Origin of the sequence: Tsukamurella sp. M9C (assembly GCF_020169415.1) — a bacterium.
GTDB lineage: Bacteria > Actinomycetota > Actinomycetes > Mycobacteriales > Mycobacteriaceae > Tsukamurella.
In genome coordinates, this window is record NZ_JAIULG010000041.1 from 1 (window position 1) to 20,351 (window position 20,351).

19 protein-coding genes are annotated in these 20,351 nt (G+C 71.3%); 15 read left to right on the forward strand and 4 right to left on the reverse strand.

The window, feature by feature from the left end:
- Both LB823_RS17495 and LB823_RS17500 read right to left on the reverse strand, forming a co-directional pair.
- Positions 1-1,188, reverse strand: a 1,188-nt coding sequence (locus LB823_RS17495) for a lytic transglycosylase domain-containing protein (protein ID WP_224649367.1), incomplete at its 3' end; no start/stop codon positions are given.
- Between the two features lie 100 nt (positions 1,189-1,288).
- Positions 1,289-1,927 carry a dTMP kinase gene (locus tag LB823_RS17500; protein WP_224649369.1) on the reverse strand — a complete coding sequence of 213 codons (639 nt, stop codon included), beginning with the start codon at positions 1,925-1,927 and terminating at the stop codon, positions 1,289-1,291.
- 52 nt (positions 1,928-1,979) lie between these two features.
- Between LB823_RS17500 and mtrA the strand changes: the two genes are divergently transcribed.
- The 6 genes from mtrA (at position 1,980) to secA (ending at position 10,675) form a co-directional block, all read left to right on the forward strand.
- The gene (gene mtrA, locus LB823_RS17505; RefSeq protein WP_224649371.1) at positions 1,980-2,666 is read left to right on the forward strand and encodes an MtrAB system response regulator MtrA; all 687 of its coding nucleotides are present in this window, start codon (positions 1,980-1,982) and stop codon (positions 2,664-2,666) included.
- A 94-nt stretch (positions 2,667-2,760) separates the two neighbouring features.
- A complete protein-coding gene (mtrB, locus tag LB823_RS17510; RefSeq protein ID WP_224649473.1) occupies positions 2,761-4,371 on the forward strand; it encodes an MtrAB system histidine kinase MtrB in 1,611 nt (536 codons plus the stop codon).
- Positions 4,364-6,175 carry an MtrAB system accessory lipoprotein LpqB gene (lpqB, locus tag LB823_RS17515; protein ID WP_224649374.1) on the forward strand — a complete coding sequence of 604 codons (1,812 nt, stop codon included), beginning with the start codon at positions 4,364-4,366 and terminating at the stop codon, positions 6,173-6,175. Before mtrB ends, lpqB begins: the two co-directional genes overlap by 8 nt.
- A 23-nt stretch (positions 6,176-6,198) precedes the next feature.
- Positions 6,199-6,879, forward strand: a complete 681-nt coding sequence (locus tag LB823_RS17520) for a ComF family protein (protein ID WP_224649385.1) — start codon at positions 6,199-6,201, stop codon at positions 6,877-6,879.
- A gap of 230 nt (positions 6,880-7,109) precedes the next feature.
- Complete coding sequence (gene hpf / locus LB823_RS17525; protein ID WP_224649388.1) at positions 7,110-7,835, forward strand: ribosome hibernation-promoting factor, HPF/YfiA family; 726 nt, start codon at positions 7,110-7,112, stop codon at positions 7,833-7,835.
- Positions 7,836-7,930: 95 nt separating this feature from the next.
- Positions 7,931-10,675 carry a preprotein translocase subunit SecA gene (gene secA, locus LB823_RS17530; protein ID WP_224649391.1) on the forward strand — a complete coding sequence of 915 codons (2,745 nt, stop codon included), beginning with the start codon at positions 7,931-7,933 and terminating at the stop codon, positions 10,673-10,675.
- A 66-nt stretch (positions 10,676-10,741) separates the two neighbouring features.
- Here secA and LB823_RS17535 read toward each other — a convergent pair whose 3' ends face one another.
- Both LB823_RS17535 and LB823_RS17540 read right to left on the reverse strand, forming a co-directional pair.
- Positions 10,742-11,422 (reverse strand): 1-acyl-sn-glycerol-3-phosphate acyltransferase, encoded by a 681-nt coding sequence (locus tag LB823_RS17535; protein WP_224649393.1) that lies wholly within the window; start codon positions 11,420-11,422, stop codon positions 10,742-10,744.
- A gap of 66 nt (positions 11,423-11,488) precedes the next feature.
- Entirely contained in the window at positions 11,489-12,064 is a 576-nt protein-coding gene (locus LB823_RS17540; RefSeq protein WP_224649396.1) for an Rv3235 family protein, read from the reverse strand.
- 92 nt (positions 12,065-12,156) lie between these two features.
- Between LB823_RS17540 and LB823_RS17545 the strand changes: the two genes are divergently transcribed.
- The 9 genes from LB823_RS17545 to LB823_RS17585 all read left to right on the forward strand — a co-directional run bounded on the left by LB823_RS17545 (position 12,157) and on the right by LB823_RS17585 (position 20,267).
- The gene (locus LB823_RS17545; protein WP_224649398.1) at positions 12,157-13,560 is read left to right on the forward strand and encodes a wax ester/triacylglycerol synthase family O-acyltransferase; all 1,404 of its coding nucleotides are present in this window, start codon (positions 12,157-12,159) and stop codon (positions 13,558-13,560) included.
- Complete coding sequence (locus LB823_RS17550; RefSeq protein ID WP_224649400.1) at positions 13,561-14,109, forward strand: hypothetical protein; 549 nt, start codon at positions 13,561-13,563, stop codon at positions 14,107-14,109.
- A gap of 31 nt (positions 14,110-14,140) precedes the next feature.
- Complete coding sequence (locus LB823_RS17555) at positions 14,141-14,575, forward strand: META domain-containing protein (protein WP_224649402.1); 435 nt, start codon at positions 14,141-14,143, stop codon at positions 14,573-14,575.
- A 72-nt stretch (positions 14,576-14,647) separates the two neighbouring features.
- Positions 14,648-15,793, forward strand: a complete 1,146-nt coding sequence (locus tag LB823_RS17560) for a ferredoxin reductase (protein ID WP_224649405.1) — start codon at positions 14,648-14,650, stop codon at positions 15,791-15,793.
- An 84-nt stretch (positions 15,794-15,877) separates the two neighbouring features.
- Positions 15,878-16,876 (forward strand): hypothetical protein, encoded by a 999-nt coding sequence (locus tag LB823_RS17565; protein WP_224649407.1) that lies wholly within the window; start codon positions 15,878-15,880, stop codon positions 16,874-16,876.
- Positions 16,876-17,748: a hypothetical protein gene (locus LB823_RS17570; RefSeq protein WP_224649409.1), complete on the forward strand. Its 873-nt coding sequence runs from the start codon at positions 16,876-16,878 to the stop codon at positions 17,746-17,748. The genes LB823_RS17565 and LB823_RS17570 overlap by 1 nt, the downstream gene beginning before the upstream one ends.
- The gene (locus tag LB823_RS17575; RefSeq protein ID WP_224649411.1) at positions 17,745-18,134 is read left to right on the forward strand and encodes a GntR family transcriptional regulator; all 390 of its coding nucleotides are present in this window, start codon (positions 17,745-17,747) and stop codon (positions 18,132-18,134) included. The genes LB823_RS17570 and LB823_RS17575 overlap by 4 nt, the downstream gene beginning before the upstream one ends.
- Positions 18,135-18,232: 98 nt before the next feature.
- Entirely contained in the window at positions 18,233-19,495 is a 1,263-nt protein-coding gene (locus LB823_RS17580) for an acyl-CoA desaturase (RefSeq protein WP_224649414.1), read from the forward strand.
- 52 nt (positions 19,496-19,547) lie between these two features.
- Positions 19,548-20,267: an endonuclease/exonuclease/phosphatase family protein gene (locus LB823_RS17585; protein WP_224649416.1), complete on the forward strand. Its 720-nt coding sequence runs from the start codon at positions 19,548-19,550 to the stop codon at positions 20,265-20,267.
- Positions 20,268-20,351 lie beyond the last annotated feature (84 nt).

A 20,351-nucleotide genomic window follows, 5' to 3' on the forward strand; every position in this document is an offset into this window, starting at 1 on the left:
GATCGCCAGGGCGCCGCCGGGGCCGGCGGGACCGGCGGGGACGGAGGCGCCGGGCGGCATCGGCCGGGACGGTGCGCCGGGCGTGCTCGGGCCGCTGGGCGGCGGGGTCGCGCACCGGGTCACCGTGGTCGCGAGCGGCGCGCCGTCGGGCCCGCGCTGCGCACCCGACGCCGACGCCGACGCCGGCCCGGAAGGCTTCGCGGAGGGCTTGGCGGGGGTCGTCGTCGCGGGTCCGGGCCTGGCGGAGGTCGCGGCCGCCGCGGGCTTCCCGGGCCCGGCGGACGGCACCATCGATCCGGACGGGCCCGGCGCCACCGATCCGGACGGCGCCGGCGCACCGTCGGGCGTCCCGCAGCCAACGATCACCACGGTGCCGGGCGGAAGCGGCTTGGGCAGCGTGGACGGCGGCGCGACGGGGGCCGCCATGTCGGGGATGCCGCCGACGGGGATCGCCCGGTCGCGGTAGGCCTTCGACCAGGCCACGACGTTGTCGACGTAGGAGTTCGACTGGTTGTAGGCGAACACCGCGATGCGCTGCGCGGCCTCGTCCTGAAGCCCCGTCGCGCTGGAGCAGAGGTAGCGGGCGGCGCCGTAGGCGGCGTCGCGGACGTTGTTGACGTCGGCGTTCCCGTCGCCGGAGTTGTCGCCGCCGAACAGCGCCCAGGTGGTGGTGAGGAACTGCATCGGGCCGAGCGCGCGGGCGAAGCCGGCGCCGTCGCGGATCACGGCGTTGCCCGCGAGCGAGCCGTCGAGCACGGGACCCTGGATCGGGGTGAGGGTGTTGCCCGCGGCGTCGACGTTGCCGCCGTCCGCATGCCCCGACTCGATGCGGCCGATCGCCGCGACCAGGTTCCACTCGATCCCGCAGCCGGGCGCCTCGAGGGCCATCCGGTCGGCGGCGCCGCGGTAGGCGGCGAAGGCGGCGCCGGGGATGCCGAGCGGCCCGGGTGCGACCTTGACGGCCTCGGGGCGCGGCGGGATCGGCACGTGCCGCGCCGCAGGCGCGGCCGGGGCATCCGACGGTGCCGGCGGGCGCAGCTCGGCGAGGCCGATCGCGGCCTGGGCGACCAGCTCGGGCCCGGGAGACCGGTGGACGGCCGGGGCCTGGGACGCGGTGGTGTCGGCTCCCGCGACGCCGAGCAGCAGCGCGGCGGCGCCTGCCGCGGCGGTGGCCCCGAGGATGCGCACGGTCGTCCCTCCCGGTTACTGACGAGTCAGTTTCGTGGCGCACGTTACTGCGCCACAGCACCGTTGCGGGTGGGACTTCAGTGAATAACAGACCTGTTCTTCAGGAAAGGGCCGCGATCGCGTCGGCCAGCAGCTCCGGGGCGTCGTCCACGGAGTGCACGCGCCACGGCGACACCCAGTCCGCCGCCGCCAGCTCGGTGTAGACCGCGCCGGTGCGGGCCTGCAGGTCGCCGTCCCGCTCGTAGGCGTCGCGCTCGCGGGCGGCGTCGCTCGCCTCGCGCGACCGTGCGCGCTCGGCCGCGACGGTCACCGGCACGTCGAGGTACACCTGCAGGTCCGGCACCGGCAGCCCGAACCGGCCGAACTCGAGCTCGCGCACCCAGCCGGCCACGGCACCGTCGGCGCCCTCGCCCAGGCGGGCCGCGCTGTACGCGGCCGAGGAGGCGGCGTACCGGTCCAGCAGCACCACGTCGTGCGCGGCGAGGGCGGCCCGGATGTCGGGCGCCGCGGCCTGCCGGTCGAAGGCGAACAGCAGGCCCATGCCGTACACCGACTCGGCGACGTCGCCGTTGCCGCCGCGCAGCGCCTCGGCGGCGAGGTCCGCGAACTGCGTGCCGTAGCGGGGGAAGGCGAGCGCGGTCACCGTCCGGCCCGACGCCTGCAGCCGCGCCGTGACGGCCCGGGTGAGCGTGTTCTTGCCGGCCCCGTCGAGGCCTTCGATCGCGACGAGTCGTCCCATGGAGAGGATCGTAAGGTGTCGTAAGAGCAGGAACGCCGACAGCAGTGACAATATGGACAGCATGAAACCCCGGATCCTGGTGATCGACGACGATCCCGCCCTGGCGGAGATGCTCACCATCGTCCTGCGCAACGAGGGCTTCGACTCGACGGTGGTCGGCGACGGCACGCAGGCGCTGAGCGCGGCCCGCGAGTTCCGCCCCGACCTGGTGCTGCTCGACCTCATGCTCCCCGGCATGAACGGCATCGACGTGTGCCGCGTGCTGCGCGCCGATTCGTCGGTGCCGATCGTGATGCTCACGGCGAAGGCGGACACCGTCGACGTGGTGCTGGGCCTCGAGTCGGGCGCCGACGACTACGTGATCAAGCCCTTCAAGCCGAAGGAGCTCGTCGCGCGCGTGCGGGCCCGGCTGCGCCGCACCGACGACGAGCCCAGCGAGCTGCTCTCGATCGGCAACGTCATCATCGACGTCCCGGCGCACAAGGTGACCCGCGACGGCGCCGTTGTCTCGCTCACGCCCACCGAGTTCGACCTGCTGGTGACCATGGCCCGCAAGCCGCGCCAGGTGTTCACGCGCGACGTCCTGCTCGAGCAGGTGTGGGGCTACCGGCACCCGGCGGACACCCGGCTGGTGAACGTCCACATCCAGCGCCTGCGCGCGAAGATCGAGAAGGATCCGGAGAACCCGGAGATCGTGCTCACGCTGCGCGGCGTCGGCTACAAGGCGGGGCCGGCGTGAGCGGGCCGATCGGCTCGTGATCGACCGGGCCGGGGCGGCCCGGCAGGTGGACTGGGTGCGCGGCGCGGTGCGCACGTTCCTGGCCGACCCCACGATCGCCCTGCGCGACGGTGCGCGGTTCGCCGGCGCCGGCTTGTCGTACGCGGGCCGGGTGTGGCGCCGTTCGCTGCAGCTGCGGGTGGTCACGCAGACCCTCGTGCTCAGCCTCACCGTGCTGTTGCTGCTGGGTTTCGTGCTGACCTCCCAGATCGCGAACCAGCTGATCGACGCGAAGCTGACAGCGGGCAAGGAGGAGACCGCCCGGGTCAAGCAGAACGTGGAACTCTCGCTCAGTCGCGCGGAGACCCGCACCGAGGGCGTGGAGTCGGTGCTGCGCAGCGTCCGCGCGAGCCTGGTGAGCCAGGGCCTCGACGTGGGCCCGACGGCCGCGCGGTCGGGCAACTACGACCCCGTGCTGATCGTGCCGCACGGCGCGGGCCGCCCGCCGATCGTGATCGGCAGCGAGAGCGAGGTACCGCAGTCGCTGCAGACCTTCGTCCGCGGCGGCCAGACCGCGTTCCAGCACGCGACCGTCACCGACAGCACCGGCCGGTACGGGAAGGTGCTGGTGATCGGCACCCCCGTGCAGTCGACGATCGCGGGTCTCGAGCTGTACCTGGTGTTCCCGCTCACCCAGGAGGAGAACACCCTCAACCTGATGCAGGGCACGCTGTACACGGGCGGCGCGGTGCTGCTCATCCTGCTCGCGGCGGTCAGCCTGCTCGTCGCGCGACAGGTCGTGCTGCCCGTGCGGTCCGCGGCGCGGATCGCGGTGCGCTTCGCCGAGGGCCGGCTCAAGGAGCGGATGCCGGTGCGCGGCGAGGACGACATCGCGCGCCTCGCGATGAGCTTCAACGACATGGCCGAGTCGCTGTCCAAACAGATCGGGCAGCTCGAGGAGTTCGGCAACCTCCAGCGCCAGTTCACCTCCGACGTCTCCCACGAGCTGCGCACCCCGCTCACCACCGTGCGGATGGCGGCCGACATGATCGCCGACTCCGTCGACGACCTCGACCCCGGAATGCGCCGCACCACCGAGCTGATGCAGAAGGAGCTGGACCGCTTCGAGACCCTGCTCGCCGAGCTGCTGGAGATCTCCCGGCACGACGCCGGCGTCGCGGAGCTGCACTCCGAGCAGATCGACATCGAGGTGCCGATCGCCTCCGCGATGGCCACCGTCCGGCACCTGGCCGAGCAGTCCGAGACCGAGTTGATCCTCGACATGCCCGACGACCCCGTCATCGTCGAGGCCGACACCCGGCGGGTCGAGCGGGTGCTGCGCAACCTGCTCGCCAACGCCATCGACCACAGCGAGGGCAAGCCCGTGATCCTCACCATGCGCGCCGACGACGACGCCGTGGCGGTCACCGTCCGCGACTACGGTGTGGGCCTGCGGCCCGGCGAGGAGAAGCTGGTCTTCAACCGCTTCTGGCGCTCTGACCCCTCGCGGGTTCGGCGCTCCGGCGGCACGGGGCTGGGCCTGGCGATCAGCATCGAGGACGCCCGGCTGCATAGCGGCCGGCTCGAGGCCTGGGGCGAGCCCGGCAGCGGCTCCTGCTTCCGGCTCACCCTGCCCCGCACGCGCGGGGGCCGGGTCACCGTCAGCCCCCTGCCCCTGAAGTCGATGACGCGGCGCGGCCCGGACGGGGGCTCCGACGATGTCTAGGACACTGCGCACGCCCGCCGGGAAGGCCCTGGTGATCCTGCTGGCCGCGTTGGTCGCGCTCACCGGGTGCGCCAACATCCCCGAGTCGACGAATCCGCGCGTCGTCGGCGACCTGGGCGGCGAGACCGCGGCGCCCGACCGGGGCCTGGCGCCGCGCCGCGACTCGCAGCCCGAGGTCATCGTCCGCGACTTCCTCAAGGCGAACGCGGTGGCCGACGGGAACTACGCCGCCTCCCGCAAGTTCCTCACGCCCAACGCGAGCTGGGACGTGCCGCAGCAGGCCGTCGTGGTGAAGGACATCGACGTGCTGCCGACGGAGCGCAGCACGAACTTCATGAAGGCGACGATCCGCGCGCAGGCCACGGGCTTCCTCGGCGCCGACGGCACGTTCGAGCCGGCATCGCAGTCGATCACGCAGAACGTCCAGCTCCTCCAGGTCGACGGCCAGTGGCGGCTGCAGGGGATCAGTTCGGTGGGCAACACCCCGATGCTGTTGATCGACACCGAGCAGTTCCGCGTCGTCTACCGCCGCTACCTGCTGTACTTCCCGGATCCGACGGGGCGCACCCTGGTGCCGGACGCCCGATGGCTGGCCGGGCCGCGCTCCAAGCTCGCCTCGGACCTGCTGTTGCTCCTGGTCCGCGGCCCGCGGGCGGCCCTCAAGGACGCCGTCTACAACCCGTTCGGGGCGAACGCCGGCATCCGCGGCGCCGTGACCGACGCGCAGGGCAACCAGCGCGACCCGGGCGTCGGCTTCGCGGGCGTGCGGGTGGACCTGACGGGCCTGCCGCGCGTCGAGCCCGACGTGGCCCGGCTCGTCGCCGGGCAGATCGTGTGGAGTCTCGCCGGCGCCGACGTGCAGGGCCCGTACGTGATCACCGTCGACGGCTCCCCGCTCGACGACAAGCACCAGTCCGGCTGGAACCCCAACGACGTCGCGTCGATCAGCCCGAACGCCTCCTCGGATCTCGCGGTCGGCCTGCACGGGGTGCTCGACGGCCGGTTCGTCAAGATCACCGGCGGCCAGGGCGCGGGCGGTCAGGTCACCCCCGTCGCGGGGCCGCTCGGGGCATCGACGTCGATCCGCTCGGTCGGGCTCTCGGGCACGGGGCGGCAGGTGGCGGCGGTGCTCGACGCCGGCGGCCGGGGCGGCCCCGGGACCGCGCTCACCCTCGCGCCCTACGGTGGCGTGCCCACGCAGGTGCTCACCGCCGGCTCCATGACCCGGCCCTCGTGGACGCCCGACGACGCCGCGGTCTGGACGGTGCTCGACGGGACGCGGGTGGTCCGGGTCCGGCAGGACCAGACCACGGGGGAGGTCTCGACCACCGACATCGACGCGAGCGAGGTGGCGGCGGCCGCGCCGGGCCCGATCACCGAGCTGCGCCTCTCGCGCGACGGTGTGCGGGCGGCCCTCGTCGTGGGCGGGAAGGTGCTGGTGGGTGTCGTGCAGGCGGCGCCCAACGGGCAGACCAAGCTCGCCCGTCTCACGTCGGTGGTCACCGACCGGGAGCTGGTCGCCTCGTCGGTCGACTGGCAGACCGGCGACGTGATCTTCATCGGCCGCAACACCTCCGATTCGCCGGTGCTGTCCGTGCGGTACGACTCGGGCGAGGTCACCGCGGTGCCGAGCCGCAACCTCTCGCCGCCCGTCTACAACGTCGCGGTGTCGACGTCCGCGGTGTACGCGACGGACTCGTCGGGGGTGTGGGAGATCGGCATCGGTCCGGACAGCGACGAGCAATACTGGAGCCAGGTGGATCGCCTGGCGGGGGGCCGGGCGAACCCGGTGCTGCCCGGGTAGAGCGCACCTGGAACGGGGGAGCCGTGCGCATCGTGCGGGGCGTCGTCTGCGGGGTGGCCGGCGGCGTCGACGACCTGGTCGAGCTGGCGGTGCCCCGTACCTGCGGCGGCTGCGGGTTTCCGAGGGTGCGCTGGTGCGGCCGCTGCGAGGCGGCCCTGCACGACGTCCCGGCGCTGATCCGCACCACAGTCGATCCGGGGGTGCCCGTCTGGACGCTGGGCCGGTACGACGGTGCGCGGCGCCGCGCCGTCCTGCAGCTCAAGGAGCGCGGTCGCGGCGATCTCGCCGTCCCGCTGGGCCGCGCCCTCGCGCACGCGCTGCTGCGCCTGCGGGCCTGGGGCGAGTTGGGCGATGACCCGGTCCTGGTGCCCGCGCCCACGACGGCGTGGGCCGCTCGACGCCGCGGCGGCGACGTGGTGACCGCGGTGTGCCGCGCCGGCGCCCGCACCGCGGCTCCCGTGTACGCGGTGACGGTCTCGCCGGTCCTGCGCACGGTGGGCGCCGCGGAGTCGGTGGGGCTGGGCGCTTCCGCGCGGGTCGCCAACGTGCGCGGCACCGTCCGTGTCCGGGCGCTACCCGAGGACGGCACCGTCGTGCTGGTGGACGACGTGGTGACCACGGGGGCCACCCTGGCGGAGTCCGTCGCCGCCCTGGCTCGACGGGGCGTGCCCGTCGCCGCCGCGATCACCCTCGCCGCGGCGTGACGCGTCGGTGAACTCGCGGTGACCAAATCCTGGCGGGATCCGGAAAGCCGGGCTATCTTCGGGGGTACCTTTCCCGGTTCGAGAAAGAGGAGGTGATGGCACACCTTCCCAGGCGTCGGGCAGTCCGCCCGCCGTTCGAATCTGAGCCTGCTCCCACGCGCGCTGACCGAAGTGACGGACTGGTGATCCGTACGAGCGCAAGGGATTCGGGCCTGCATGAAAGGTTCCACATGACCCTTCTGTCCCCGCGCGACACGAATCGCGCCCACGCGACCCCCAACGTCGAGGTCGACCCCTTCCGCGAACCCGGCCACGTGGCCGACGAGCGCGACAAGGAGTACCTCACTCCCAACGCCCCCGTGGCCATCGACGGCCGCAACGTGGAGGTGCCCGAGCACTTCCGCGTCTACCTGGGAGACAAGCTGGCGCGGCTCGAGAAGTTCCGCTCCACCATCACCCTGTTCGAGGTCAGCCTCTTCCACGAACCCAATCCACGCCAGTCCAAGGCCTGCCAGCGCCTGGAGCTGACGGTCCGCGGCAAGGGCGGCGTCGCCCGTGCCGAGGCGGCCTCGGAGAACTTCTACGCCGCCTTCGAGACGGCCCTCTCCCGCCTGCAGAGTCGCCTGCGGAAGGCCTCGGACCGCAAGAAGGTGCACTACGGGAACCGCACCCCGGTCTCCGTGGCGGAGGCGACGGCACCGTCGGCCCTGCCCGACGCGCCGTCCGCGAGCGAGGCGGACGACGATCCGTACGCCGCCCTCGTCGAGGACCACCTGCCCGGCCAGGTGGTCCGGATCAAGGACCATCCGGGCACGCCGATGACGGTGGACGACGCCCTGTCGCAGATGGAACTGGTCGGCCACGACTTCTTCCTGTTCTTCGACAAGGAGGCCGAGAAGCCCTCCGTCGTGTACCGGCGGAAGGCGTTCGACTACGGCCTTCTCCGCCTGACCTGACGTTTCGCCTACCATGGATCCCGGTCGCGGACGACGCGGCCGGGATTCGTGTGTGCGCGCGCTCACTTGACTCGTTAACGGATTGAGGTTGCTCAGTGGTTCTCTCCAAGGTGCTGCGGTTCGGCGAAGGCCGGATGGTCAAGCGGCTCGACGGCCTGGCCTCCTACGTGGAGAGCCTGAACGACGAGTACGAGGCGCTCTCCGACGAGAAGCTCCAGGCCAAGACCGAGCTCTTCAAGAAGCGCCTGGAGAAGGGCGAGTCCCTCGACGAGATCCTCCCCGAGGCGTTCGCCACCGCCCGCGAGGCGGCGTGGCGCGTGCTCGGGCAGAAGCCGTACCACGTGCAGATCATGGGCGCGGGCGCCCTGCACGAAGGCGACATCGCCGAGATGAAGACCGGTGAGGGCAAGACCCTGACCTCGGTCATGGCGGCCTACGCCAATGCGCTCACCGGCAAGGGCGTGCACCTGGTCACCACCAACGACTACCTCGCCAAGCGCGACGCGGACTGGATGGGCCGCGTGCACCGCTTCCTCGGGCTCGAGGTGGACTGCATCCTCTCCGGGCAGGACCCGGACCGCCGCCGCACGGCCTACAGCGCCGACATCACGTACGGCACCAACAACGAGTTCGGCTTCGACTACCTGCGCGACAACATGGCGCACAGCGAAGACGAGCTGGTGCAGCGCGGCCACAACTACGCCATCGTCGACGAGGTGGACTCGATCCTCATCGACGAGGCCCGCACGCCGCTCATCATCTCCGGCCCCGCCGACGCCTCCTCGAAGTGGTACACCGAGTTCGCGCGCATCGTCCCGCTGATGGAGAAGGACGTCCACTACGAGGTGGACATCCGCAAGAAGACCATCGGCGTCAACGAGGCCGGCGTCGAGCTGGTCGAGGATCAACTGGGCATCGAGAACCTCTACGACGCGACCAACTCGCTGCTCGTCAGCTACCTGAACAACGCGATCAAGGCCAAGGAGCTCTACGAGCGCGACAAGGACTACATCGTCCGCTCGGGCGAGGTCCTCATCGTCGACGAGTTCACCGGCCGCGTGCTCGCGGGGCGCCGCTTCAACGAGGGCATGCACCAGGCCCTGGAGGCGAAGGAGAACGTCGAGATCCAGGCCGAGAACCAGACCCTCGCGACGATCACGCTGCAGAACTACTTCCGCCTCTACGACAAGCTCTCCGGCATGACCGGTACGGCCGAGACCGAGGCCGCCGAGCTGCACCAGATCTACAAGCTGGGCGTCATCCCGATCCCGACGAACCGGCCGATGATCCGCAAGGACCAGACGGACCTCATCTACAAGACGGAGGAGGCGAAGTTCGCCGCCATCGTCGAGGACATCGAGGAGCGCCACGAGGCCGGCCAGCCGGTCCTCATCGGCACCACCTCGGTCGAGCGGTCCGAGTACCTCTCGCGCCAGCTCGAGCGCAAGAAGATCCCGCACACCGTGCTCAACGCCAAGTTCCACGAGCAGGAGGCGGCGATCATCGCCAAGGCGGGCACGCCGGGCGCCGTCACCGTCGCCACCAACATGGCCGGCCGCGGCACCGACGTCGTGCTCGGCGGCAACCCCGACATCATCGCCGACCTGAAGCTGCGCGAGCGCGGCCTCGATCCGGTGACCACGCCGGAGGAGTACGAGGCGGCGTGGGACGAGACCATCGAGCAGGTCAAGAAGGAGTCGAAGGAGGCCGGCGACGACGTGCGCGACGCCGGCGGCCTCTACGTGCTCGGCACCGAGCGGCACGAGTCGCGGCGCATCGACAACCAGCTGCGCGGCCGCTCCGGCCGCCAGGGCGACCCGGGCGAGTCCCGCTTCTACCTCTCGCTGGGCGACGAGCTGATGCGGCGCTTCAACGGCGCGCAGATCGAGGCGTGGATGAACCGCGTCAACCTGCCCGACGACGTGCCGATCGACAACAAGTTCGTCTCCCGCGCCATCCGCAGCGCGCAGACCCAGGTCGAGCAGCAGAATTTCGAGATCCGCAAGAACGTCCTCAAGTACGACGACGTGCAGAACGAGCAGCGCAAGGTCATCTACGACGAGCGCCGCAAGATCCTGCGCGGCGAGGACCTCTTCGACCAGGTCAACCACATGACCGACGACGTGGTCTCGGCGTACGTCGACGCCGCCACGTCCACGGGCTACGTGGAGGACTGGGACCTCGACGAGCTGTGGACCGCCATGCGGACGCTGTACCCGATCGACCTCGACTGGAAGCAGGTCGTCGGCGAGGACGAGAACGGCGACCGCGACGAGATCACCAGCGGCGAGCTCAAGAACGTCCTGCTCAAGGACATCCACGCGGCGTACGACAAGCACCAGGAGTCGATCGAGAAGGCCGCGGGCGAGGGCACGATGCGCCAGGTCGAGCGGTCCGTGCTGCTGTCGGTCCTGGACCAGAAGTGGCGCGAGCACCTCTACGAGATGGACTACCTCAAGGAGGGCATCGGCCTGCGTCAGATCGCCCAGCGCGACCCCGTTGTCGAGTACCAGCGCGAGGGCTACGACATGTTCAACGGCATGCTCGAGGGCCTCAAGGAGGAGTCGGTCTCCACGCTGTTCAAGGTCCAGGTGCAGGAGCCCGAGGAGGGCGCCGCGCCCGCTGACAGCGCCGCGCCGGCGCAGGTGAGCAGCCCCGTCGCCGACGTGGACCCGGAGAAGATCACCCTCTCCGGCCCGTCCGAGCAGGGCGAGCTCACCGAGATCTCGCAGAACGCCGACGAGCCGCAGGGCTCCCGGTCGGAGCGTCGCGCCGCCAAGCGCGAGGCCGACAAGGCCGCCCAGAAGGCCGCGGCCGCGCGGGGCAAGCACCGCCGGTAAGCCACCGAACGACGAAGGAGGGCGGCACTGCCGCCCTCCTTCGTCGTCGAGTTCGTCGTCGAGCGGCTACTTGCCGCCCTTCTTCGCGTACTCGGGGACGCGGTCCTGGCCGGTGTGCTCGCCGATGACCTCCATCAGGCGGTCGGTGGCGCGGCGGATCGACTCCTGATCGTCGAGACTCGCGTCGCTCAGGTCCAGCGGCGGCAGTACGTCGACGGTGACGCGGCTCTTCCAGAAGTTCTTCCGGGTCCGGTTGTCGGTGCGGCCCAGCGCGATCGGGATGAGCGGCGTGCCGGTGGCGAGAGCCACCCGCACCGCTCCGGTCTTGCCCTTGTACAGCCGGCCGTCGGGGGATCGGGTGCCCTCCGGGTGGATGCCCCAGGCGCCGCCGTCCTCGACGATCTTCGTCGCCGCCTCGAGCGCGGGCGCCGAGACCGAGCCGCCGCGCCGGTCCACGGGGATCTGCCCCATGCCGGAGAAGAAGATCTTCTTGAACCGGCCCTTGATCCCGGGCTCGGTGAAGTAGTCCGCCTTCGCGAGGAAGCTGACGGGCCGCCGCGCGCTCTGCACCACGTAGAACGAGTCCGAGATCGCGAGGTGATTCGCGGCCAGGATCACCGGACCGGTGCGGGGAATGTTCTCCAGCCCCGTGTATTCGGGGCGTCCCCAGGCCCACAGCGCGGGGCCGATCAGGAAGTGGCGGGCCACCCGGTAACGGAACGCGGCACGCAGCGAGCTCAGCGACATGTCCCTTGTGTACCGCCCCGCCGCGCCGGGCGGTCGTGATTCGCGCAAACACAGGAGTAACCCGCGTCACGCCGCCGTGGTGAACGCGACCCACCGCCACCGTCCGGCCGCGGCCTCGACCCGGCCCGCCGCGGCGAGCACCCGCTCCCCGCGGGTGTAGGTCAGGAAGATCTCGGACCCCACCTCGGGCCCGCGCGGGCGGCGGGCGCGCTGTGCCAGCGCGCGCGGGGTGCCCACGTGCACGTCGCCCCACCCGGAGACCGTGCCGGCCGGCCCCGTCTCCGCGAGCGTCCGCAGCACGTCGACCACGGTGCCCGAGGCGATCGCAGCGAGGTGCTTCGCCGGGCGCCGCCGGTCCAGTACCTCGAAGACGGGCCGGAGCGTGGAGAGCACGAAGCGGTGCGCGTCGGGGTGCACTGCGGCCACGGGCCCGGGCAGGGCGATCGGCTCCGGCGGGGCGGGATCCGACGGTGCCGGCAGCGGCGGCGCGGCCCGCGCGGCCTTCACGCGCACGAGCGGCCGCGCGGGAGGTTCGGCGTCCGGCGCGCGCAGCACGACGAAGCCGGGTTCCGGTGTGCGCGGCGTGCGGGACCGTGCCCCGTCGGCCGCGAGAATGATCGCCCCCATACTGATTAGACGCATCAGGAAGCCGTTCGGATCCCGTGTACTCGAACCGGCGGCGAGCGGTCGATCCCGTATGCTGACGCCGAAGATCGGTCACCGGGGGAGGTGCAGTGAAGGGCAGGCTCGGCCAGTCCGACGCGGAGTTCTACGCGTTGGAGAATTCCACCACTCCCACGCACGTGGGGTCGCTCGTCATCGTGCGCCGACCCGAGGAGCGGCTGGAGTACGAGCGCTTTCTCGACACCTTCGAGGAGCGCCTCGCGGAGGTGCCCCGGTACCGGCAGAAGGTCCGCGCGGTGCCGCTCGGCATCGCCCGCCCGGTGTGGGTCGAGGACCGCGACTTCGACATCACGTACCACGTGCGGGTCTCCGCGCTGCCCCAGCCGGGCAGCGACGATCAGCTGCACGACCTGGTCGCGCGCCTCAACTCCCGGCCGCTGGACCGTGAGCGCCCGCTGTGGGAGGTCTACCTCATCGAGGGGCTGGCGGACGACCGGCTCGCGGTGTTCACGAAGACCCACCTCGCGCTCGTCGACGGCCGCGCCAACGTCGACCTGATGCAGCTGCTGCTCACCGACACCCCGCACACGCCGGAGCCGCCCGAGGACCTGTGGATGGGCCAGCACGAGCCCAGCGACGGCGAGCTCGTGATGGGCGCCGTCATCGACATGCTTTCGCGTCCCGCGCGGACCGCGTCAATGATCCAGGGCCTGGTCGGCGAGGTCGCCGAGTCGATCACCGGCCTGCAGGAGGACGCCGCCAACGTCATCGAGCGCGCCTCCAGCCTGGTGCGCGCCCGCACCGCCGTCACCCCGGTGCGCTCGCTCAACGTGCCGATCTCGCGGAGCCGCCGGTTCGCCGTCGCGCGGATGGACCTCGACGAGTTCCGCCGGCTGCGGGCGGCCTACGGCTGCACCGTCAACGACCTGCTGCTGTCGGTGATCGCGGGCGGCCTGCGCACCTGGCTGATCTCGCGCGGCGAGCCGATCAGCGCCGGCACCGAGGTGCGGGTGCTCGAGCCGATCGCCGTCGACGACGTGGGTCTCGGCGTCGGCGAACAGGTGCGCGCGTACATCGTGCGGCTCCCCGTCGCGGAGAGCAACGCGGTGGTCCGGCTGCGCCAGATCGCGCACGGCGCCGCGGCCCAGGTGGACCGGAACCGCCAGGTCGCGGCGCGGGCCCTGGCCGCCAGCGGCGGCTTCACGCCGCCCACGCTGCACGCGCTGGGCGCGCGGACCGCGATGAGCGTCTCGCCGAGGTCCTTCAACACCCTGGTCACCAACGCGCCGGGCCCGCAGGCCCCGGTGTACCTGTCCGGCATCGAGGTCCAGGAGGTGTTCCCGGTGCCGCCGCTCATCGCCAACCAGGTCGTGTCCATCGGCATCACGTCGTACAACGGCACGGTGTACATCGGGCTCAACGCCGACCGCGACGGCATGTGGGACGTGATCTCGATGACGGAGTTCCTGTACGAGGCCTTGGACGAGCTCGCCGCGTCCGCGAAGGGGGAGTAGATGACGGTCCGCGTGTACGTGCCCAGCACCTTGGCGGGGCTGCAGGTCCTGCAGCGCGACGGGGAGCTGTTCCCGTTGGGCGGCACCGTCTTCGGGGTGACGCCCGCGCTGCGCGAGGCCTACACCTCGGGCGATGACGAGGAGCTCGCCGAGGCCGCCATGCGCCAGGCGGCGCGCGCCTCGCTGCGGCTGCTCGCCGTCGATGAGCCGGAGCCGGCCGACGGTGCCGAGGCCGAGGCCGAGGGCGACGGCGCCGCGCCGGATCCCGTTCGGCGCGTGGTGATCACGGCCGACGTCCCGGCCGCGAAGGAGCGCCCCGACCTCGACGACGCCGTCCTCAAGGTGACCGAGCCCATCCGGCTGAAGAACGTTCTGGCGGTGCACGTCGACGTCTCCGAGGCGGAGGCGGCCGTGACCCGCGCCGCGCAGGTGGTCGACGCCGCGGACCTCGGCGACGAGGACGCGGAGCTCGCCGTCGGCGACGCGGAGGACCACGATCTGGCCTGGTACGCCACGCAGGAACTGCCCTTCCTGCTCGAACTGCTCTGAGCCCGCTGGCGGGCGGGGTTACGGTGGTGGCATGACGGTGCGCGGTACCCGGTTGGCGGCGGCCCTCCTCGTGGGGGCGGGCGTCGCGGCGTCCGCGCCCGTGGCGTCGGCGGCTCCGGTGCCCCTGACGGGCACGCAGTGGAACTTCGCGTCGAGCGGCTTCGCGCGGACCGCGCCGGTGAAGTACACCGGATCGCCCGCGCACTTCAGCATCGATGGCAAGCGGGCCGGCGGGAACGACGGCTGCAACGTCTTCGGCATGACCGCCGAGGTGAAGGGCGATCGGGCCACCTTCAGCGGCCTCTTCTCCACCTTGCGGATGTGCTACGTCGCCGGCGCGGGCGAGCAGTTCCGGCAGGCCTTCGACGGCCCGCGCACCGTGAAGGTCACGGGGAACCGGCTCACGATCTCCGACGGTCCGCGGGGCTACTGGAACTTCGTCGCCGCGGGCCCCGCGAAGCGGTAGCCGCGCCGCACCCGCATAGGACAACCTCACAGAAATTGTCCCAACAAGCTACGGCACCGTAGGCTCACCCCCATGAGCAACTCCTTCCGCGCTTTCCGTGATTGGCTCGAGGCCCCGGCCAAGAACGTCTCCGCCGAGCATCCCCGCACCAACCTGGTGCGCGGCGCGGTCGCGAGGCTCACCACGCCGCTGCTGCCGGACGACTACCTGCACCTGATCAACCCGCTGTGGTCGGCGCGCGAGCTGCGCGGCAAGATCGTCAAGGTCGAGCAGGAGACCGACGAGTCGGTCACGCTCACCATCGAGACCGGCTGGGGCTTCAACACCAAGTACGAGGCCGGCCAGTACGTGGGCATCGGCGTCCTCGTCGGCGGCAAGTGGACGTGGCGCTCCTACTCGCTCACCTCCGTCCCGGATATGGGCCACGGCCGCGCCCCGCGCGAGGTGTCGATCACCGTCAAGGCGATGAACGAGGGCTTCCTCTCGAACCACCTCGTCACCGGCGTGCAGGAGGGCACCATCGTGCGCCTGCAGGCACCGTCGGGCGACTTCACGCTCCCGAACCCCCTGCCGCCCAAGGTCCTGTTCCTCACCGCGGGCAGCGGCATCACGCCCGTCATGGCGATGCTCCGCACGCTGGAGCGGCGCGGCATCCCCGCGTCCACCGACATCGTGGCCGTGCACTCCTCGCCGAACGCCGACTCCGCCCTGTTCCGCGACGAGCTCGAGGCCTTCGACGCCGACCACGACAACGTCAGCGTGCAGCTGCGCTATACCCGCGACGCCGGCCGCCTGACGCCGGCGAACCTCGGCGAGGCCGTCCCGGACTGGCAGGAGCGCCAGACGTGGATCTGCGGGCCGGGCGTCTTCCTCAACGACATGGAGAAGGCATGGAAGGACCGCGGCATCGAGTCGCGCCTGCATCAGGAGCGGTTCACCGTCGAGCGCGCGGACGTCTCCGCGAGCGGCGGCGAGGTCACCTTCCTCAAGGCCGGCAAGACCACCGACGTCGACGGTGCCACCACCCTCCTCGAGGCGGGTGAGGCCGCCGGCGTGCAGATGCCCTTCGGCTGCCGCATGGGCATCTGCCAGACCTGCGTGGTGCAGCTCGCCGACGGCCAGGTCCGCGACCTGCGCAGCGGCGACCTGCACACCGAGGGCGAGCGCATTCAGACGTGCATCTCCGTCGCGGTAGGGGACTGCACGCTCGACGTGTGATCACGCGATCTTGTGTGGATCTATTGACACAAGATCGAACAAGGGGCAGTCTTGTGTCGATTGATCGACACAAGGGGGTTTGTGGTGGTGGAGGAATGGGCGGTGCGCGCCGGTGTGACCGCGGTGGGCGCGGTCGTGATGTATCTGCTGACGTGGTTGCCCCGGTCGCTCTGGCGTCCCGCTGAGCCTGACCCGACGCGCGCCGCGGATCGTTTCATGCGGCGCGCGGCGACGCTGGTCGCGGCCGCGGTTCTGGTCTGCGGCCTGATCGCCGTGATCGGCGCCGCGCTCGCGGTGCCGTCTGCGGCGGTTGTGCTGATCGCGGTCTGTGTCCTCCTCCCGGTCGCCCTGGTGGTCGCGGAGGTCTTCTCGTTCAGCTCCGGCGTCGTGCGCGGTTCCGTGCTCCGGCCCCGCCGGATCCGCGAACTGGTGCCGCTGCCGCTCCTCGTGGCGGCCTGCTTCGCGGTCCTCGCGGTGCTCGTGCTCTCGGCGATCGTCTGGTATCTCGCGGTTCAGGAGCCGGGGAGCCCTCGGGCGAACCATTGGGGCCTGGCGTGCCGGACGCCGGCCGGGGAGAACTGGCCGCAGGGCTTCTCGACGACGCCCCTTTTGCGTAGCGGTGGCTGGTCCGCGGCGATGGCGACCGCGATCCTCCCCGGCCTGTTCGGGTCGGTCGTGGTGATGGCCCATTGTCATCGTCGACCGTCGCTGGTAGCGGACCCGGCGGCCGACGCCGGCCTGCGCAGATGCATCGCCACTCGATCCGTGTCGATCACCGCGGCCATCGCAGCGTTCGCGCTCGTAGGCGTGGCGGACCTGCTCCACGGCGCGGCGTCGCGCTTCGGCCGCGGCGGGCAGCAGGCGGCCGTCGAAGGCGCGATGCGCGCGCCGCAACCGCCGCCGGGCATCGCCGGCTGCGTCGTCTCGGAACAGGTGACGCAGGCCTGGTCGATGGCGCGTGGTGTCGGCGGCGTACTGAGCGGCGTCGCGTTGGTGATCCTCGTGATGTCGATCGCCTGCTACGCCTACCCTGGCCAGGCATCCGGCCGGATCCGCGCCGCGCAGCCGGCGGTGGTCGGTTGATGGGCACGCTCTTCCTCATGCCGCTCATCGTGCTCGCGGTGCTGGTGCCGGCGATCGTCGTCGCCATGCGGGATCGCGCGCTGTCCGCCGGCGATCCGTTCTCGCGTGCGTCCGCTGCGGTCCAGTGGAGTGATCGGGCGCCGCTGCTCGCCGCGATCGTCCTCGTCGTCGTCTTCTGGCTGAGTCCCACGACGGACGGGCCGGGTCTGACGGCCGGCTCGGTTCTGGTGCTTCTGGCCGTCGACGTGATCGGCCAACGGGTTCGAGCGCGCGGAGTGCACGCCCGCACCGCGCTCGCGGGTCCGCGCCGGATCCCGGATATGGTTCCGCGGGCGTTGCTGGCGGTATCCGGGCTCGTGCTGGTTCTGGCAGTGGCCGCGTTGATCGTCGTCGCCGGATCGGTCACGCCCGGCCCGACTCCGTGCGATCGGCTCAGGGACGAGGCCTTCCCGGGGATGACGGCGCAGGCGCGGTCGGGCGACGGGAATCCGATGTCGCCCACTGTCGCGTGGGCGTGGCTGGTGGTCATCGTCGGTGCCGCCGTGCTCGTGGCGCTCGCGATCGCGGCGGCCGACCGGCGGCCGCCCGCTGCGCCGGATCCGGCCGTCGACCACGAACTGCGGATCAGGGCGATGACGCGGGCCGTGGCTGTGCTGGGATTCGCTGCGGCGAGTGCGCTGGCGAGCGCCACGGCTGCGCTCGTGCGTCTGTATCCCGCTCGATTCGAGAAGTGTTCCGCGTCCGACGGATTCCGATGGGACCCGTCGGTCTGGCCGGGCCTGGCCGCTACGGCGTCGGCCGCTGTCGTCGTCGGCGTGCTCGTCTTCTCTGCCTACCGGTTCGTGGCGCCCTCCCGGCGGTGGCGCCCGTGACCGCAGGGATCACCGTCGATCCGGACAGCCCTGTTCCCGCGTTCGAGCAGATCCGGCAGCAGGTCACAGCTCTCGTGGCCGCGGGGGAACTGCAACCCGGTGATCGGCTTCCGACGGTGCGCCAGCTGGCATCCGACCTGCGGCTCACGCCCGGCACCGTCTCGCGCGCCTATCAGGAACTGGAACGGGGTGGGTGGGTGGTCACTGGCCGCGGTGCCGGCACGCGCATCGCCGACCCCACCCCGCTCGGTCCGGATCCCGCCGGAATCGAAGCTGCGCGGCAGGCGATCGACCGGCTCTCGGCGGGGCTCCTCCGTGCGGGACTGCCGGGTGAGACGGTCCGCGAACTGCTGCTCGAGGCTGCGGACCGGCTCGGTCCCCGGTGAACGTCCGGTCGGGCGTCCGTCTCCGATTGACACCTACGCGGCCGTAACTTACGGTTGCGTAGGTTAGAGATTCGAGACCGACCACGAAGGGCGGCCGCATGGCGATCACCGACATCCCCGAGTACGCGCACCTCACGGAGGCCGACGTCGAGACGCTCGGCGCCGAGCTGGACGCGATCCGGCGCGACATCGAGGCGGTCCGCGGCGAGACGGACGTGCAGTACCTGCAGCGCACCATCGCCGCCCAGCGCGGGCTCGAGGTGGCCGGCCGGCTGATGCTGCTCGGCGCGCACAAGCGCGGCTTCTGGTGGGGTTCAGCGGTGTCGCTGGGTCTGGCGAAGATCATCGAGAACATGGAGCTCGGGCACAACATCATGCACGGGCAGTGGGATTGGATGAACGATCCCGAGGTCCACTCCACGACGTGGGAGTGGGACAACGCCGGCACGTCGCGCCTGTGGAAGCACACCCACAACTACGTGCACCACAAGTACACCAACGTCCTCGACATGGACGACGACGTGGGCTACAAGACGCTGCGCGTCACGCGGGACCAGCCGTGGACCCCGTTCAACTCGGGGAACCTGGTCTACAACACGATCCTCATGCTGCTCTTCGAGTACGGCGTGGCGATTCAGCACCTCGAGCTGGGCCGCGCGGCCACCAAGTGGAAGAAGTCCTGGTTCGACCGCGAGGGCTTCAAGGCCGACGCCTCCGACGTGGGCCGCAAGATCGGCCGCCAGGTGCTCAAGGACTACGTCGCGGCTCCGCTGGTCGGCGTGCCCTTCGGCGGCGCGCGCGGCTGGCGCAAGGCGCTCACCGCCACGATCACCGCCAACGTGATCCGCAACGTGTGGACCAACGCGGTCATCTTCTGCGGGCACTTCCCCGACGGTGCCGAGAAGTTCACCAAGCAGGACGTCGACAACGAGACCCAGGCCGAGTGGTACCTCCGCCAGATGCTGGGCAGCGCCAACCTCTCCGGCGGCCCCGTCATCGATTTCCTCTCCGGCAACCTGAGCTACCAGATCGAGCACCACCTGTTCCCCGACCTGCCGTCGAACCGGCTGTCGGAGATCGGCGTTCGTGTGCGCGCGCTGTGCGAGAAGTACGACCTGCCGTACACGATCGGCCCGCTGCACGTGCAGTACTACAAGTCATGGCGGACCATCGCCAAGCTCTCGCTCCCGGACAAGTACCTCCGCGACACCGCGGACGACGCCCCGGAGACGGCCTCGGAGGCGATGTTCGCCGGCACCGAGTTCGCCGAGCCGCGCATCGACGAGCGCACCGGCCGCCGGTTCGGGCTCAAGGCCGCCCGCGCCGCCGTCCACGCCCGACGGGGCCGTCGGCGCCCCTGACTCCTCGGCTGACGATGCGCCGTGGCTGCGCGGAGCGTGACAGTCTGTTCGGGTGACCGACGAGACGCCGTGCCTGAGCCTGCTCACCTGGAACGCGTGGTGGGCGCACCGCGGCACCGCTCGTGGGCGGCGGGTGGCGAGCGTGATCGCAGACGGCGACGCGGACGTCGTCGTCCTCACTGAGGCCGAGGCGGATGTCCTTCCGGCGGGCGGGCATCTGGTCACCTCCTCGCTCGACTGGGGCTACCGAGTGGCGCGTCCCGGCCGCCGGAAAGTGTTGTTGTGGTCGCGGAATCCGTGGTCGGACGTCGGTGATGCAGGCTCGCCGGCGCTTCCTCCGGGGCGATGGGTGGCGGCGACGACCGACTCGCCGCTGGGGCCGATCCGCATCGCCGGTGTCTGTATCCCCTGGTCCGGTGCCCACGTGAGTACGGGCCGGAAGGATCGCGCAACCTGGGAGGATCACGCTGGGTACCTGGCTGCTTTGCCGCCGGTCCTCGATCGGCAGCCTCGGCCGCTCGTGATCGCAGGTGACTTCAACCAGCGAATTCCCCGCGGACGCCAGCCGAAGGCTGTCGCCGCTTCCCTGACGGCCGCGTTCGAGGGGCTGAGGATCCCCACCGCCGGGGTCGATACGCATCTGATCGACCACGTCGCGCACTCCGCTGGACTCGCCGTCGCCGAGCTCTCGCTGATTCCGTCCAGCGATGCAGAGGGGAATCTGAGCGATCACCTGGGGGTTCGAGTCACCCTCACCGAGGACGCCGGCTGAGGCTACTGACGGAGACGTCGCCCGCCCGGCGTGGTCGGGCGCGCCGTCGAACCCGCGACTGTGTGACATGCGCCCCAGGTGGAA

Excerpts from the sequence above, each read along its gene's own strand:
- LB823_RS17500 (WP_224649369.1), bottom strand. The coding sequence starts at position 1,927 with ATGGGACGACTCGTCGCGATCGAAGGCCTCGACGGGGCCGGCAAGAAC.
- mtrA (WP_224649371.1), top strand. The coding sequence starts at position 1,980 with ATGGACAGCATGAAACCCCGGATCCTGGTGATCGACGACGATCCCGCC.
- lpqB (WP_224649374.1), top strand. The coding sequence starts at position 4,364 with ATGTCTAGGACACTGCGCACGCCCGCCGGGAAGGCCCTGGTGATCCTG.
- hpf (WP_224649388.1), top strand. The coding sequence starts at position 7,110 with ATGACCCTTCTGTCCCCGCGCGACACGAATCGCGCCCACGCGACCCCC.
- LB823_RS17535 (WP_224649393.1), bottom strand. The coding sequence starts at position 11,422 with ATGTCGCTGAGCTCGCTGCGTGCCGCGTTCCGTTACCGGGTGGCCCGC.
- LB823_RS17540 (WP_224649396.1), bottom strand. The coding sequence starts at position 12,064 with ATGCGTCTAATCAGTATGGGGGCGATCATTCTCGCGGCCGACGGGGCA.
- LB823_RS17550 (WP_224649400.1), top strand. The coding sequence starts at position 13,561 with ATGACGGTCCGCGTGTACGTGCCCAGCACCTTGGCGGGGCTGCAGGTC.
- LB823_RS17555 (WP_224649402.1), top strand. The coding sequence starts at position 14,141 with ATGACGGTGCGCGGTACCCGGTTGGCGGCGGCCCTCCTCGTGGGGGCG.
- LB823_RS17560 (WP_224649405.1), top strand. The coding sequence starts at position 14,648 with ATGAGCAACTCCTTCCGCGCTTTCCGTGATTGGCTCGAGGCCCCGGCC.
- LB823_RS17570 (WP_224649409.1), top strand. The coding sequence starts at position 16,876 with ATGGGCACGCTCTTCCTCATGCCGCTCATCGTGCTCGCGGTGCTGGTG.
- LB823_RS17580 (WP_224649414.1), top strand. The coding sequence starts at position 18,233 with ATGGCGATCACCGACATCCCCGAGTACGCGCACCTCACGGAGGCCGAC.